This is a genomic window from Rhodospirillum centenum SW (genome assembly GCF_000016185.1).
GTDB lineage: Bacteria > Pseudomonadota > Alphaproteobacteria > Azospirillales > Azospirillaceae > Rhodocista > Rhodocista centena.
Map to the genome: position 1 here is coordinate 2,350,185 of NC_011420.2, position 14,120 is coordinate 2,364,304.

Sequence of the window (14,120 nt, forward strand, 5' to 3'; positions counted from 1 at the left end):
AACCTCGCGCGTCAGATCAACGGGAATCGAAGGGAGCGACCGGAAGGATCGCTGATCCCTGCACAACGCATGACGCCCGGGACAAGGGGCTCAGGACAAGGGGCCCAGGGCAAAGTGCCCAGGACAAAGTGCCCAGGGCAAAGTGAATGAGCAAGGGCCGACGCGGCCGCAGGGCCCGTCAGCGCGCCTCCGGGCAGGGCATCGGGCTGGCGCCCGGATGCCGGCTCGTGGCGGCGGGATGCAGCGGGGCCGCGAGGCGCCCCGGCCGGAAGGCGTCCGCATCCACCGGGAACAGGGCCACCGGGAACAGGGCCACCGGCTCCGCCGTCAGCAGGGCGCGGTTGGCCGGGTTCTCCACCGCCCCGGACAGCTCCGCCGCCAGCCCGGTCGGCAGGCCCGGACCGGCGATCCAGAGCACGGGCTGCGCCAGGGTCTGCACCTCCCCGGCCTCTCCGTAGGTGCCGCCGGGGATGCGCGCCGCGCCGGAGAACGGCGCCAGTTCCAGCAGCCGCTGGCGCGCGTCCCCTTCGACCGGGACCAGCACCACGGCGCCGGCGGCGGCCAGCCCGGCGACGGCGGGATCGGGCACGGCGGCGATGCGGAAGACGGCATCCACCTTTCCCTCCGCCAGCGCGGCGAGTGCTGCGTCCCCCGCCAGCTCGACCATGCGGATGTCGCGCCGGCGCAGCTCGTGCGCCATCAGGATGCGGTCGGCCAGCCGCCGGTCCTCGCTACCGGCCGCGCCGACCGCCACCCGCTTGCCGCGCAGGTCGGGCACGGCCGCGATGCCCGATCCGGGCAGGGCCAGGACGTGCAGCGCCTCCGCATAGGCGTCGCCCAGGACGGTGACGTCCAGCGCCGGGGTGCGTCCCTCCGGGCAGCGGGCGCCGAAGACGATGTTCGCGGGGGCCAGCCCGGTGTCGATCTGTCCGGTGGCGACGGCGGCGACGATGGCTTCCGGCTCCGGCAGGCTCTGCGCCAGGGCGATGACGCCGGGCACGCCGCAGGGCCGGCCCTCGTCGCAGGGCGGCAGGCCGGGCGGGCGGGTCAGGGCGTTCGCCAGCGTCGTCGCCCCCTGGAAGCCCAGGCTGGTCGCCGGACCCGCGGCGATGCGCACGTAGCGCACCTCTGCCGCCGGCACGTCCGGCACGCGCCAGAGCGCGACCGCCGCGACCGCGAAGGCAAGGAACGGGGCGGAACGCCAGACGAGGCGCGAAAGGAGCGGGACCATGGGTGTGGCCGCCTTATCCGGGGAGCGGAACTACATCGCGTCAATAGAACAGCATTGGCGAACGATATCTGGCAGCCCCCCGGGCCCTTTTGTGCGAATCATGCACGCATGTTGCCGCCGCGCCTCACCCGGACGGAGGGGGTGTGGCGCGACCGGAACCGGCCGGCGCGATCCGCAGGGGAATCTCAGGGGGTATCCGAGGGGAACGGCGTTCCGGGGGGGGACCCGGAGCCGCGCTACCGGGCGCAGATCGCGGCCATGTTCCCTTCCGCCCGGCAGACCAGGCCGTTGGAGGAGCGGAAGCTGCCGTCCCGGTCGCGCCGCACCGCCATGCCGTTGCTGAACTGCACCCAGCCGGCACTGCCCCAATGGGTGGTGATGCCGTTGGAGAAGGCCAGAGTCCCGTCCATCAGCCGCAGCACCTCGACCCCGTTGTCGAACTCGATGTTGCCCTGCCCGTTGCGGCTGGCGACATAGCCGTTCGTGCAGGAGACCCGGTTCATCTGCAACTGGCAGACGAAGGGGTCGCCGCTCCCGGCCAGGGCCAGAGCGAAGACCGCGATCTCAAGCGCGTTCATCCGTGCCTCTCCCGTGACTCAGCCGCCCGGCCTGCGCGCCCGCAGGGCCGGCGGTGTCCGCCCAGAAGATCAGGGTAGCCCAAGCAGACGCACCTGTCCGCTCCGCCGGTGGGGGCGGGGACGGATGTCGCAGGAGACGCGCGGGAACGTCTCAGCGGGCGCGGCCGTCGGACCGCTTGGGCTCATGACCGGCAGGGCGGTCGTGCACGGGGGCGAAGGAAAGGGCCAGCAGCCCGGCGGCATAGATCAGGGCCATGATCTTGCCGGCGATGGCGAGGTGCAGGGGCAGGGTGCCGAGGAACGGCATGGCCAGCGCCGAGGCGACAAAGACGCCGGACAGGGCCAACGGCCCCCCGTGGAGCGTGCGCTTCATGCAAAGCCTCCGGATCGGGTCGGTCGATGGGACCCCTGCCATGTGGGGTGAGGGTACGGAATCGCAAGCCGCGATCCGCCCTTGGCCGCTGCGGCAGGGCGTCTCTCCGGCCCGCCCCTCCTCAGCCCCGCGCCGTGGCGACGATGAACAGGCGGCGGAAAGGAAAGAGGGTGCGGCCGTCCGCGTCGGGCGGGTAGAGGGCGCGCAGCCCCTCGGCATAGGCGGCGAGGAACGCCTCCCGCTCGGCGCCCTCCAGCGTTCCGGTGACCGGCAGCAGGGCGGTGGCGCGGGTCCACTCCAGCACCGGGTCGGGCCCGTCCAGGACGTGCAGATACTCCGTCGTCCAGATGTCCATCCGCGCGGCCAGCGGCGCCAGCCAGCGGTGGTAGGCGGCCGGCGGTCGCACCGCGTCCGGCCGCAGCCGCCCGGCCAGCCGCGCCGCCCAGGGGGGCTGACCCGCCAGCCGGTGCAGCAGCGCCCGGAACGGCGCCTCCGGGTCCGTCACCGGCATCTGCACCGCCAGCACCCCGCCGGGGGCGAGCCGGGCGACCAGCCGCGGGAACAGGGTCGCGTGGTCGTCCAGCCAGTGCAGCGCGGCGTTGGAGAAGATCAGATCGACCGGATCGGCCGGGTTCCAGGCCGCGATGTCCCCCGGTTGCCAGGCGATACGGCCGTCGGCCTGGGGGGCGTCCGCCAGCATCTCGGGCGAGTTGTCCAGCCCGACCACCGATGCGCCGGGATGGCGTGCCGCCAGCTCGACCGTCAGCCGGCCGCTGCCGCAGCCCAGATCGACGATGCGCGCCGGCCGCACGGGCGGCAGCGCCGCCATCAGGTCGTGCCCCGGCCGCGCCCGGGCCGCCTGGAACAGGTCATACTGCCGCGGGTCCCACGCCATGCCACCCCCTCCCCTTCCGCCGGACCCTAGCCGAACCGGCTCAGCACCCTGACCAGCAGGCGGGTGCGGTCGCTGAACAGGGCCGGGCTGTAGAAGGCGCCGGCCGCCCGCCTGCCCACCTCGCCCAGCGTCGGGTAGGGCACCATGACAGCGGTGAAGGCGCGCGCCGACAGCCGGCGCGACAGGGCCAGCACCCAGGGCTGGATCAGCTCCCCCGCCTGGGCACCCACGATGCCCGCGCCCAGGATGCGGCCGCGCCGGTCCAGCACCAGCTTGGCGAGGCCGGCCGTCTCCCGCTCCGCCTGGGCGCGGTCGTTCTCGTGCAGCGGCCAGCGGGAGATGCGCACGCCGTCGCCGTGGCGCTCCCGCGCCTCCGTCTCCGTCAGCCCGACCTGGGCCAGTTCCGGCGCGGTGTAGGTGACCCGGGGCAGCGCCGCATAGTCCGCCCGGGCCGGGACCAGCCGGAACAGCATGTTGCGCACGACCAGCCCGGCCTGGTAGCCGGCGACGTGGGTGAACTGCGGCCCGCCCGTCACGTCGCCGACGGCGTAGACCCGGCGGTTGGTCGTGCGCAGATGTGCGTCCACGGTGATGCCCGTCGGCGTCCAGGCGATGCCGGCCGCGTCCAGCCCCAGCCCCTCCACGGTCGGGCTACGGCCGGCGGCGACCAGCAGGTCCGTGCCCTCGATCCGGCGCTCGCCGCCCGAGCCGGCCTCCCGCAGCACGGCGGCCACGCCGCCGCCGGGACCGGGTTCCAGCCGCAGGATCTCCGCCCCCTCGACGATCTCCACCCCTTCGTCGCGCAGGCTGTCGCGCACGACCTCCACCAGTTCCGGATCGTCCTTGGGCAGCAGGGTGGCGCGCTCCAGCACGGTGACGCGGGTGCCCAGGCGGCGGAACGCCTGCGCCATCTCCACCCCGATCGGGCCGCCGCCGACGATCAGCAGATGGCCGCCCAGGGGCAGCCGCTCGAAGACCGTCTCGTTGGTCAGCACCGGCACCGACTCGATGCCGGGGATCGGCGGCAGGGCCGCCCGGCTGCCGGTGGCGACGACGATGCGGCGGGCGCGGATGCGCTGGCCGGCGTCCGTCTCCACCGTGTCCGGCCCGGTGAAGCGCGCCGCCGCCGGCAGCACCCGCACGCCCAGGCCGGTGAATCGCTCGACCGAATCGTTCGGCTCGATGGCGGCGATCACGCCGCGCAGGTGCGCCCGCACCGCGGCCGGGTCCACCGCCGGCTCCGTCGCCACGATGCCGAAGCGGCCGGCGGTGCGGACGGCGTGCGCCGCCCGGCCCGCGGCCAGCAGCGCCTTGGACGGCACGCAGCCGGTGTTCAGACAGTCGCCGCCCATGCGGCCCTTCTCGACCAGCACCGTGGGCCGGCCGAGCTGCGCCGTCCCGGCGGCGACGCTCAGCCCGCCGGACCCGGCGCCGATGACCAGGATGTCGGTGTCGATCGTCTCGGCCATGCGCGGGTGTCCCGGTCAGGGGGTGGGGGCGGAGCGGCGGCGCAGCCGCCTGTAGAGAACGGGCAGAAGCGAGAGCAGGGCCAGCCCGACCAGCGGGGCCACGTATTCGATGCGGCCCAGATCCTCCGGCCCCGGCAGCCGGCCGGCGTCGAACACCGTCCCCAGCCCGGCCCCGACGGAGGCGTAGACGAAGCTGCCCGGCATGATGCCGACGAAAGTGCCGACCGCATAGTCGCGCAGCCGCACGCCCAGGAAGGCCGGCACCAGATTGACCAGGAAGAAGGGGAACAGCGGCACCAGCCGCAGCACCAGCATGTAGCTGACGGCGTTCTCCCGGAACCCCTCCTCCAGCCGGCCGAGCCAGGGGCCGGCGCGGCGGCGCAGCCCGTCCCCCAGGGCCGTGCGGGCGACCAGGAAGATGGCGACCGCCCCCAGCGTCGCGGCCACCACCACGGCGGCCCCGCCCAGCAGGGTGCCGAAGAGGAATCCGCCGGCCAGCGTCATCACCGTGGCGCCGGGGACGGAGACGGCGACCAGCCCGGCATAGACGGCGATGAAGGCCAGCAGCGCCAGCCCGCGGTGCGCCGCCACGAGGTCGTTCAGCGCCTGCCGGTTGGCCGCCAGCGCCTCGTAGCTGATCTGGCGGTCGAGCCCGAGGGCGAAGAAGGCCGCCAAGGCCGCCAGCACGGCGCCCAACGGCAGGAAGCGCCGCCAGGACGAAGGGCCGGCGGCGGGAGGGATCGGCGGCAGGGGCGGCGTGGTCGGGGGGGCCATCGGGCGGGCGGCTCCGGGCGGCGATTCCGGGGATGCGGTGCGGCGGGGGCTTGCCTTGCGGGCTCCCGTCCGGCACAAGGAGCTAGATGCGGCCCGCGGTCCGGCCAGTGCCGGCTTACCGATCGGGTCCGTTCGCCGGTTCCGACTGCTCGGCCCAGGATTGCGCATCCCGGGCCTGGGGTGCGGTTGACTCATGCACCCGGCGTCACTATACAACGCGCTTCGTTTTCAACGTCTCACTTTGGAGTACCTGCCGTGAAGCGTACGTTCCAGCCCAGCAAGCTCGTGCGCAAGCGCCGCCATGGCTTCCGCGCCCGCATGGCCACCGTCGGCGGCCGCAAGGTGCTGGCCCGTCGCCGCGCCCAGGGCCGCAAGCGTCTGTCGGCCTGAGTCCGATGGCCCCCCGGCGCGATGCCCCCGAGGCTGCGTCGGTCCCTGAATCGGCCTTCGGGAACGGTCCAGGGGTGGGGCGCCTGACCCGGCGGCCGCAGTTCCTTGCCGTCGCCGGTGCCCGCCGCAAGTGGGCCGCCCCCGGCCTGATCCTTCAGGCCCGCGCCCATGACGAGCGCCAGCATCCGCGGCCGGACGAACCGTCCGTGCGGGTGGGCTTCACCGCCAGCAAGAAGGTGGGTGGCGCGGTTGAGCGTAACCGCGCCCGTCGCCGTCTGCGCGCGGCGGTGGCCGAGGTGCTGGCCCCCCATGCCGCCGCCGGGTACGATTTCGTGCTGGTGGCGCGGGGGGAGACGGTGCGCCGGCCCTGGCCGGATCTCAAGAATGACCTCGCCACCGCGCTGAAGAGGCTGAAGGCCTGGCGCGATGGCGTAGCCATGTCCGCAGCGACCGCGCCGCCAGCGGCGGACGGGCGCCCGGACACCGTATCCGCCCCCCTGGCGGATACCGAGGCGGACCCCGCCACCGGCGGAGACCGGCCGTGAGCCCCACCGTCAGCCCGCTGGTCTGGCTGCTGCGCGCCCCGATCCATCTCTATCGGTGGGTCGTTTCGCCGCTGCTGGGTCCGAGCTGCCGGTACGTCCCTTCCTGTTCCGAATACGCGCTGGATGCCCTATCTAAGCACGGGGCCGTCCGCGGCTCCTGGCTCGCGGTGCGGCGCATCCTGCGCTGCCATCCCTGGGGCGGTTCCGGCTGGGACCCCGTACCGGGGACGGAGGGTCGGGACGCACGGACGACTCCCCATAGCCACGCCTGCTGCGATCCTGGCCGCCACCCGCAAGACGGGGCCAGTCGCGGCGGGATTTGACCTGCCCCGGGAATGCCGCCGGCCCGCACGGGCGGCGCGGACGGACCTCGAACAGAAGCCTCAGATCCCATGACGGACCAGAAGAACCTCATCCTGGCGATCGTGATCTCGGTCGCGATCCTGTTCGGGTTCAATTACTTCTACGAGCGACCGCGGCAGCAGGCGCTGGAGGAGTACCGGCAGCAGCAGGCGGCCCTCCAGGCGGAGACCGCCCCGGCCGCCGTGCCCGGCGTCACCGCCCCCGGCTCGACCGTGCCCGGCCCGGCGGGGGACATCCCCGTCCCGGCCCCCGGCGCCCCGGCGCCGACGGACGCCGTGCCCGCCGCCCCGCGCGACCGCGGTGCCGTGCTGGGCGACAGCCAGCGCGTTCAGGTGGACACGCCGCGCCTGCACGGCTCGGTGAACCTGCGCGGCGGCCGCATCGACGACCTGACGCTGGCGAACTATCACGTCACCCCGGACAAGAGCAGCCCCGAGGTGGTGCTGCTGTCGCCGGTCGGCACCAGCCAGCCCTACTTCGCGGAGTTCGGCTGGGTGCCCACGGCCGACACGGCGGGCCAGCCCCTGCCCGGCCCGACCACGGACTGGCAGCCGGTGTCCCAGGGTCCCCTGACCCCGGACAGCCCGGTGGTGCTGCGCTGGGACAACGGCCAGGGGCTGGTGTTCGAGCGTGAGATCGCCATCGACCGCGACTACATGTTCACGGTCACCCAGCGGGTGACCAACCAGTCCGGCCAGCCGGTGACGCTGCACCCCTACGGCTTCGTGCAGCGCCGCGGCACCCCGACCACCAGCGGCTTCTTCATTCTGCACGAAGGGGCGCTGGGCGTGTTCGACGGCACCCTGCGGGAATTCGACTACAGCGACCTGAAGGACAGCACCCAGCCCGCCACCCAGACGACGACGGGCGGCTGGTTCGGCTTCACCGACAAGTACTGGCTGGTCACGCTGGTGCCCGACCAGGCCTCCCCGGTGGATGTGCGCGTGCTGCACCAGGACCAGGGCGGCCAGCCGCTCTATCAGGTGGATTTCCGCGGCCAGGGCCTGACGGTCGCACCGGGCGCCACCGCGGAGAGCACGCACCGGCTGTTCGCCGGCGCCAAGATCGTCCGCACGCTGGACGCCTATGAGAGCGAGCTGGGCATCGCCCGCTTCAGCTACGCCGTGGACTGGGGCTGGTTCTACTTCCTGACCAAGCCGTTCTTCTACGGCCTGGATCTGCTGGGTCAGGCGCTGGGCAACTTCGGCATCGCCATCCTGGTCTTCACCGTGCTGCTGCGGCTCGCCTTCTTCCCGCTGGCGAACAAGCAGTACAAGGCCTTCGCCAAGATGAAGCTGCTCCAGCCCAAGATGGAGGAGCTGCGCAAGCGCCATGGCGACGACCGGCAGAAGCTCTCCATGGCGACCATGGAGCTGTACAAGCAGGAGAAGGTGAACCCGCTCTCGGGCTGCCTGCCGATCCTGTTGCAGATCCCGGTGTTCTTCGCCCTCTACAAGGTGCTGTTCGTCACCATCGAGATGCGGCACGCGCCGTTCTACGGCTGGATCACCGATCTGTCGGCGCCCGATCCGACCACGGTGTTCAACCTGTTCGGCCTGATCCCGTGGAGCCCGCCGGGCTTCCTGATGGTCGGCGCGCTGCCGCTGATGATGGGCTTCACCATGTGGCTGCAGCAGAAGATCAGCCCGGCGAACCCGGATCCGATCCAGCAGCGCATCTTCATGGTGCTGCCGTTCCTGTTCACCTACATGATGGCGGCGTTCCCGGCCGGTCTGGTCATCTACTGGACCTGGTCGAACCTGCTGGCCATCGCCCAGCAGTGGTACATCATGCGCCGGATGGGCATGAGCGCGAAGACCACGCCGAAGAAGGCGTGATCCGCCAGACCGGACAGTCCGTCCGCCGGGTCCCCGGGCCCGGCGGCGGCGGTCCGAGCGACGACACGGCCCGCCGGCAGCCCCGGCGGGCCGACTTCTATGTAAAGTACGTGAAGATCACGCTTCCACCGCGACCCGCGTCGCGGCAGCAGAGGGACGGGACATGGCGCAGACACCGGAGATCACCCCGTCGCTGGCGGACGACCTGACCGCCGAGGACATCGAGGCCGGGCGGCTGCTCTTCGCGCGGGAGTGCAATTTCTTCTGGGGCGCCCCGGCGGCGTCGGAACTGCCCGAGGCGGACCTGCCGGAAGTCTGCTTCGCCGGCCGCTCGAACGTCGGCAAGTCCAGTCTGGTCAATGCGCTGACAGGGCGGGTGACGCTGGCCCGCACGAGCCAGACCCCCGGCCGCACGCAGCAGCTCAACTTCTTCAATCTGGGCGACCGTCTGGTGCTGGTGGACATGCCGGGCTACGGCTACGCCAAGGTCTCCAAGGAGACCTCCAGCGCCTGGACGGACTTCGCCAAATCCTACCTGAAGGGCCGCGTGACCCTGCGCCGGGCGCTGGTCCTGGTCGATTCCCGGCACGGCCTGAAGCCGCAGGACATCGACATGATGAAGATGATGGACCAGGCGGCCGTGGCCTATCAGATCGTGCTGACCAAGGCCGACAAGCTCACCGACAAGGCCCTGGTCCATGCCCGGGCGGCCGTGGCGGCCGCCCTGGTGAAGCATCCCGCCGCGCATCCGGAGGTGATGGCCACCTCCTCGGAAAGCGGTCTGGGCATCGCGGAACTGCGGGCGACGCTGACGCGCCTCGCCGCTCCGGCTCTCTGATCCCCCCTCCCGGCGGAGCGGGGAAACCGGCCGCGAAGCGCCGGCGGGGGAGCCGGGCCGGGCTCAGAACATCCCGGCCAGGGTCGCCACCATCACCACCGCCGACGCCAGGGCGGGCAGGCCTTCGACCAGGTCTTCCATGGACGGCAGGAACTCGGTCAGGGCGGCCAGGGTGCCGGTGGTCTCGGTGATCTCGGTGGTCGTCTCGGTCAGCATGGTCATCGTCGTCTCCATCGTCTTATCGGGTTGGCTTCTTCGGGGTGACCGGCTCGTCCGGTCCTGTCCCCTTATCAGCAAGCGGCGTGCCAGGTCCGGAATCCGCGGGATTCCGGACCCTGGCCGCAGCGACGATGGTTCTTTCCACCATCCGATGGCGGAAACCGCGATCCGGTGAAGATCGCTGGCCCGCACCAGGGCTCAGAGCCCCAGGGCCAGCCCCAGCCGCGCCGAAACGACGAACCAGACCCCGGCCAGCACGATGCCCGCCGCGAGCATCGCCCGGCCACCGGGGGTCGCCGGTCCCTGCCCCGGCTCCGCCCGCCAGCGCAAGGCCGCGGCCACGCCCAGCGCCAGCACGATCCAGGGCGCGGCCAACAGCGGCACGAACCACTGCGGCACGCCCAGGATCAGCAGCGCCCCGGCTTCCCTCGCCAGTTCCGCTTCCGCCACGGCCTGGGCGGCCCGGGCCACGGCGGCCACCAGCACGGCAAGCTGGAGCCAGAACCAGGGCCGCCGCCGGGCGCAGCGCAGCCCGCCCCGGATCAGCCTCCGGACCAGGGCGAAGACCGCCAGCAGCGCCGCCGGCCCCAGCGCCAGGGTGAGGGCCTTCCCCAGCAGGGCCGTGACCGGGTTCAGGGTGGCGTTCAGCCAGCCGCCGGTCAGGTAGGGCACGCTCAGGGCGAAGCGCAGCGGCTCCGCCCCGGCGCAGGCGGCGGACGGGTCCTGCCCGTCGAAGAACAGGCGCAGCGCCTCCCGCCCGCAGGGCCGGGCGAGGCTGCTGCCATGGCTGGCCGCCGGCACCTCCAGCACGCGGGCGTCGGCCAGCCGGGCGGCCACGGCCCGGCCGTGTTCGACCGGCGTGATCGGGTCGAAGGTGCCGTGGATCAGCAGGGTGCGGACGGGGCTGCCCTCGGGAAAGGGCAGCGTCTCCCGCACCGGCCATTCGGCGCAGGCCCGCGCCATGCTGTCGGACTCCATGGCCGGGGCGATCTGCGGAAAGGCGGCACGGGCCGCGGCGGCCTCGGCCTCCTCGCGCGCGGGGTCGAAGCGGCTGCAACTGATGGCGAGGAAGCCATCCATCGCCGTCGGCCGGCCGATCGACATGCGCCGGCCCATCAGGCGGAACCAGCCCGTCTCCCCCGCCGCGAAACGGTCGATCAGCAGCGGTCCGACGCGCAGCATGTTCGGGTCGTAGAAGGTCCGCTGCAACACGCCAAGCCAGGTGGCCAGCCGCGCCTGTCCGACCGCGTGGCGGCGCTCCGCCTCGGCCAGGAAGCGGGCCTCCAGGTCGGGGAAGGCGGCGGCGCAGGGCGCTTCGGCGGCGCAGGCGCGGGCCAGCCGGACCAGCACGTCTGCCCCCTGCCGCACCCCGTCGGTGACGGCGGACCAGGGCGGCACCGTGCTGTCGAGCGCCACGGCATGCAGCCCGTCCGGGTCCTGCGCCATCAGCACCAGCGCCACCAGCGTCCCGTGGGATTCGGCGAAGACGTCCCAGGCGGCAAGCCCCAGGGCCCGGCGCAGGTCGGCGGCGTCGGCCGCCACCGCCGCCACCGTGTAGCCTTCGGGGGCACCGCCCCTGGCACGCAGTTCCGCAAGGCAGTCGCGCATCTGCGCCGCAGGCCCGTCGTCGCGCAGGGCGAAGGCCGGAGCCTCCATCCGGTCCGGGCAGATCCGGGGCGACGTGCGGTCGCCGCCGCGCTGGTCGAACAGGATCAGCGGATGCCGCCCGGTCAGCGGATGTTCCGCGAACTGGCGCAGATGCGGCACCGCCGAACCGCCGGGGCCGCCGTGCAGCACCAGCACCGGCAGCGCGTCCGAGGGCTCGCGCGGGGCCATCCGCACCACCGGCAGCGACAGCATCCGCGTCGGCCGGCCGTCCCGCAGCTCCGGCACCTGAACCGTGCCGCAGCTCAGCCGCGCGCGCAGGGCGTCATCGACGTCCAGGTCGTCGGGACAGGCGGTCTCCGCATAGCTGGCGGCAGGAACCCCGGCCGGTCCGGGCGGCGCTGCCGTCCGCCCCGTCCCCGGAAACCCCACGACACAGAGCATCGCCGCCACGGCCATCGCCGCGGCGCGCCACACGGAACCCGACACGCGCATCCCTGATCCCCGTCCGGAACAGCCGGGGCAAGGGTTAGCGCACCGCACAGCGGGCGCAACGGAAATCGCGCCGCAGGCGCCGGCGGATGCGCCGCAGGCGGCGGGGACCTGTCCGGAACGGCGGTCATGACGGGCCGGATGCCTGATTGCCCCGGCCGGCGGTCCGGTGTATCCACGGCCCGTTTGACCGCCATCAGCCCGGGACACCGTCGCCCATGAGCACCCCCTCCCCCGCCGCCGCGCCCAGCCGCGAGGAATGGCTCGCCAAGGCCCGCACCCTGTCCGAGGCGCTGCCCTTCATGCGCCGCTACGCGGGCCGGACGGTCGTCGTGAAGTACGGCGGCCACGCCATGGGCGACGAGAGCCTGGGGCGCCGCTTCGCCAATGACATCGTGCTGATGAAGCAGATGGGCATCAGCCCCGTCGTCGTGCATGGCGGCGGCCCCCAGATCGGCCAGATGCTGGAGCGGCTGAAGATCAAGTCGGAGTTCGTGGACGGGCTGCGCGTCACCGACAAGGAGACGGTGGAGATCGCGGAGATGGTCCTCTCCGGCTCCATCAACAAGCAGATCGTGGCCCTGATCAACGATGCCGGCGGCGACGCCGTCGGCCTGTCGGGCAAGGACGACGACCTGATCGAAGCCCGCAAGGTCACCCGCAGCAAGCGCGACCCCGACAGCAACATCGAGAAGGTCATCGACCTGGGCTTCGTCGGCGATCCGTTCCGCGTCAATCCGGGCCTGCTGCACAAGCTGCAACAGGCGGACATCATCCCCGTCATCGCCCCCATCGGCATCGGGGAGGACGGCCAGACCTACAACATCAACGCGGATACGGCGGCCGGCGCCATCGCCGCGGCGGTGAACGCGACGCGCCTGCTGCTGCTGACCGACGTGGCCGGCGTGCTGGACAAGCAGAAGCGCCTGATCCCCGAGATGTCGGTGGAGGCGGCGCAGCGCGCCATCGACGACGGCACCGCCACCGGCGGCATGATCCCGAAGATCGAGACCTGCCTGCGCGCCGTGAACGGCGGGGTGGAGGCGGCGGTGATCCTGGACGGCCGCGTGCCCCACGCGATCGTGCTGGAGCTGTTCACCGAAGGCGGCGCCGGCACGCTGATCGGGCGCAAGTGACGCGGCCCGGGTGATCCGGTCCCGGCCGTCGGCGGGGCGTTCCGCCGACGGCGGGCCGTCACACCGCGCCCCTCACGCCTTCACCCCGAAGAACTCAAGCTGCCATTTCATCTCGGCCTCGGTCATCGGGTAGTCCGTGCCGTCCTTGGCGTTCATCACGGCCGAGGGCGGGATCATGGCGAGGCGGAGCTGCACCTGCCGGGCGAAGCGCATGCCCAGCTTCGCCCGCCAGCACAGGGCCGTGACTCCGCGCGGGCTCTGCCCGCCGACGATCTTGTCCACCGTGTCCGGCGGAATGCCGGCGCGCAGCGACAGAGCCGTCAGCACGAAGCCGCGGTCGCCCGTGGACAGGGCGTCGGAGATCACCTCCTCGTCCAGCGCACCGGCGGCGTGCAGGCGGCGGGCACGGTCGCCCGGCCGCTCCTTCGGCTCCGCCTCCTCCTCGGCGTCGGGCGCCTCCGGCGTCCCGGCCCGCGCCGGCGCGGCCGGAGCGGACAGGCCCGGCAGACGGCGGCGCACCGCCTCGCTGACCGCAGCGCGCGTCTCCGCCGGCAGATCCGGGCGGGCCTGGAGGACCTTCAGGAGCTGATCGTTGACGAAGCCGGCGATGCGCGCCGCCGCCCGCGGCGGCAGGGTCGGGCGCCGCACCAGGGGGCCGTGCCAGGGCTCGTGCCGCGGCGCCATCTCGATGATCCGGTCCAGCGTCTCCTCCCGGATCTGGGCGGAGTGGTTCGCCAGCAGCGCCGCCACGGCCCCTTCGCTGTCGGTCCGGGCCACGGCGTCGGCCACATCGCCGGACAGGCCGGCGCGCTCCGCGATGGCGACAAGCTGGCCGTCCAGCGGCTGGGACCGGATGATCTGGAGCAGATCCTCGTCGGTCAGGATGGGGGAGTGCCGCAGCACCGGCCCGCTGACGGACAGTTCCAGGTCGCGGGCAAGCTGCTGCACCACCTGCGCCGGGGCGCCGGGCTGGTCCTTCAGCGTCTCCGCCAGCACCCGGCGCACGGTCACCGCCTGGTCGCGGGCCAGCGTCTCCAGCACCTCCAGGGTCAGCTTCTCAAGCTGCCCGACCTTTTCGGCCGGCAGGTGCGGGACCAGGGACGCGATCTTGGCGGCGAGGCCGGAGCGCACCTCCTCGTCCGGGTCGGCGGCCAGCAGCAGGTCGGCCTGCCGCGGCGTGCTGGTGTTGCGGGCGATCTCCCGCCGCACCTCCGCACTCTGGTCGGCGGCCAGGAAGTACAGAATCTCCGGCCGCGTCTCCGCCCGGCCGGCGACGAAGCGCCGTTCCACCGCGTCCGGACTGGTCGCCAGCCGCTTCGCCGTGTCGTAATCGACACCGCCGAGGGGACGGTCCTGGGGTCCGTTCGTGCTCAC

Annotated in this window: 15 protein-coding genes; 6 read left to right on the forward strand and 9 right to left on the reverse strand. The window is 73.0% G+C overall.

Annotation, left to right across the window (positions count from 1 at the left end; translation table 11 throughout):
* Window positions 1-178 precede the first annotated feature (178 nt).
* From RC1_RS10920 to RC1_RS10945, 6 genes are all read right to left on the reverse strand, one after another.
* Window positions 179-1,231, reverse strand: coding sequence for a TAXI family TRAP transporter solute-binding subunit (locus RC1_RS10920; RefSeq protein ID WP_012567447.1), 1,053 nt, complete (start codon window positions 1,229-1,231; stop codon window positions 179-181).
* Between the two features lie 236 nt (window positions 1,232-1,467).
* The gene (locus RC1_RS10925; protein WP_012567448.1) at window positions 1,468-1,809 is read right to left on the reverse strand and encodes a hypothetical protein; all 342 of its coding nucleotides are present in this window, start codon (window positions 1,807-1,809) and stop codon (window positions 1,468-1,470) included.
* A 151-nt stretch (window positions 1,810-1,960) separates the two neighbouring features.
* Window positions 1,961-2,182, reverse strand: coding sequence for a hypothetical protein (locus RC1_RS10930; protein WP_012567449.1), 222 nt, complete (start codon window positions 2,180-2,182; stop codon window positions 1,961-1,963).
* Between the two features lie 121 nt (window positions 2,183-2,303).
* Complete coding sequence (locus tag RC1_RS10935; RefSeq protein ID WP_012567450.1) at window positions 2,304-3,077, reverse strand: methyltransferase domain-containing protein; 774 nt, start codon at window positions 3,075-3,077, stop codon at window positions 2,304-2,306.
* A gap of 26 nt (window positions 3,078-3,103) precedes the next feature.
* A complete protein-coding gene (locus tag RC1_RS10940; protein ID WP_012567451.1) occupies window positions 3,104-4,546 on the reverse strand; it encodes a dihydrolipoyl dehydrogenase family protein in 1,443 nt (480 codons plus the stop codon).
* Between the two features lie 15 nt (window positions 4,547-4,561).
* Window positions 4,562-5,320 (reverse strand): TVP38/TMEM64 family protein, encoded by a 759-nt coding sequence (locus RC1_RS10945; RefSeq protein ID WP_012567452.1) that lies wholly within the window; start codon window positions 5,318-5,320, stop codon window positions 4,562-4,564.
* A 255-nt stretch (window positions 5,321-5,575) separates the two neighbouring features.
* Here RC1_RS10945 and rpmH point away from each other — a divergent pair, with 255 nt between their 5' ends.
* The 5 genes from rpmH (at window position 5,576) to yihA (ending at window position 9,294) form a co-directional block, all read left to right on the forward strand.
* Window positions 5,576-5,710, forward strand: a complete 135-nt coding sequence (rpmH, locus tag RC1_RS10950) for a 50S ribosomal protein L34 (protein ID WP_012567453.1) — start codon at window positions 5,576-5,578, stop codon at window positions 5,708-5,710.
* Between the two features lie 74 nt (window positions 5,711-5,784).
* Complete coding sequence (gene rnpA, locus RC1_RS10955; protein WP_049766691.1) at window positions 5,785-6,255, forward strand: ribonuclease P protein component; 471 nt, start codon at window positions 5,785-5,787, stop codon at window positions 6,253-6,255.
* Window positions 6,252-6,578 carry a membrane protein insertion efficiency factor YidD gene (yidD, locus tag RC1_RS20785; protein ID WP_336884694.1) on the forward strand — a complete coding sequence of 109 codons (327 nt, stop codon included), beginning with the start codon at window positions 6,252-6,254 and terminating at the stop codon, window positions 6,576-6,578. The genes rnpA and yidD overlap by 4 nt, the downstream gene beginning before the upstream one ends.
* A 69-nt stretch (window positions 6,579-6,647) precedes the next feature.
* Window positions 6,648-8,456: a membrane protein insertase YidC gene (yidC, locus tag RC1_RS10960; RefSeq protein WP_012567455.1), complete on the forward strand. Its 1,809-nt coding sequence runs from the start codon at window positions 6,648-6,650 to the stop codon at window positions 8,454-8,456.
* A 163-nt stretch (window positions 8,457-8,619) separates the two neighbouring features.
* Entirely contained in the window at window positions 8,620-9,294 is a 675-nt protein-coding gene (gene yihA / locus RC1_RS10965; protein ID WP_012567456.1) for a ribosome biogenesis GTP-binding protein YihA/YsxC, read from the forward strand.
* A gap of 63 nt (window positions 9,295-9,357) precedes the next feature.
* On the opposite strand, the gene RC1_RS21770 is transcribed toward yihA, so the two are convergent.
* Window positions 9,358-9,516 carry a hypothetical protein gene (locus RC1_RS21770; protein WP_012567457.1) on the reverse strand — a complete coding sequence of 53 codons (159 nt, stop codon included), beginning with the start codon at window positions 9,514-9,516 and terminating at the stop codon, window positions 9,358-9,360.
* A 195-nt stretch (window positions 9,517-9,711) separates the two neighbouring features.
* Entirely contained in the window at window positions 9,712-11,607 is a 1,896-nt protein-coding gene (locus RC1_RS10970; protein WP_188346933.1) for an alpha/beta hydrolase, read from the reverse strand.
* Window positions 11,608-11,828: 221 nt separating this feature from the next.
* Between RC1_RS10970 and argB the strand changes: the two genes are divergently transcribed.
* Entirely contained in the window at window positions 11,829-12,746 is a 918-nt protein-coding gene (gene argB, locus RC1_RS10975) for an acetylglutamate kinase (RefSeq protein WP_012567460.1), read from the forward strand.
* Window positions 12,747-12,818: 72 nt separating this feature from the next.
* On the opposite strand, the gene RC1_RS10980 is transcribed toward argB, so the two are convergent.
* On the reverse strand, window positions 12,819-14,120 hold the full coding sequence (locus tag RC1_RS10980; protein ID WP_012567461.1) for a DUF2336 domain-containing protein: 1,302 nt from the start codon (window positions 14,118-14,120) through the stop codon (window positions 12,819-12,821).

Bases quoted from the DNA above. Each gene is read 5' to 3' on its own strand.
- RC1_RS10920 (WP_012567447.1), bottom strand. From the start codon at position 1,231: ATGGTCCCGCTCCTTTCGCGCCTCGTCTGGCGTTCCGCCCCGTTCCTT.
- RC1_RS10925 (WP_012567448.1), bottom strand. From the start codon at position 1,809: ATGAACGCGCTTGAGATCGCGGTCTTCGCTCTGGCCCTGGCCGGGAGC.
- RC1_RS10930 (WP_012567449.1), bottom strand. From the start codon at position 2,182: ATGAAGCGCACGCTCCACGGGGGGCCGTTGGCCCTGTCCGGCGTCTTT.
- RC1_RS10935 (WP_012567450.1), bottom strand. From the start codon at position 3,077: ATGGCGTGGGACCCGCGGCAGTATGACCTGTTCCAGGCGGCCCGGGCG.
- RC1_RS10940 (WP_012567451.1), bottom strand. From the start codon at position 4,546: ATGGCCGAGACGATCGACACCGACATCCTGGTCATCGGCGCCGGGTCC.
- RC1_RS10945 (WP_012567452.1), bottom strand. From the start codon at position 5,320: ATGGCCCCCCCGACCACGCCGCCCCTGCCGCCGATCCCTCCCGCCGCC.
- yidC (WP_012567455.1), top strand. From the start codon at position 6,648: ATGACGGACCAGAAGAACCTCATCCTGGCGATCGTGATCTCGGTCGCG.
- yihA (WP_012567456.1), top strand. From the start codon at position 8,620: ATGGCGCAGACACCGGAGATCACCCCGTCGCTGGCGGACGACCTGACC.
- RC1_RS21770 (WP_012567457.1), bottom strand. From the start codon at position 9,516: ATGACCATGCTGACCGAGACGACCACCGAGATCACCGAGACCACCGGC.
- argB (WP_012567460.1), top strand. From the start codon at position 11,829: ATGAGCACCCCCTCCCCCGCCGCCGCGCCCAGCCGCGAGGAATGGCTC.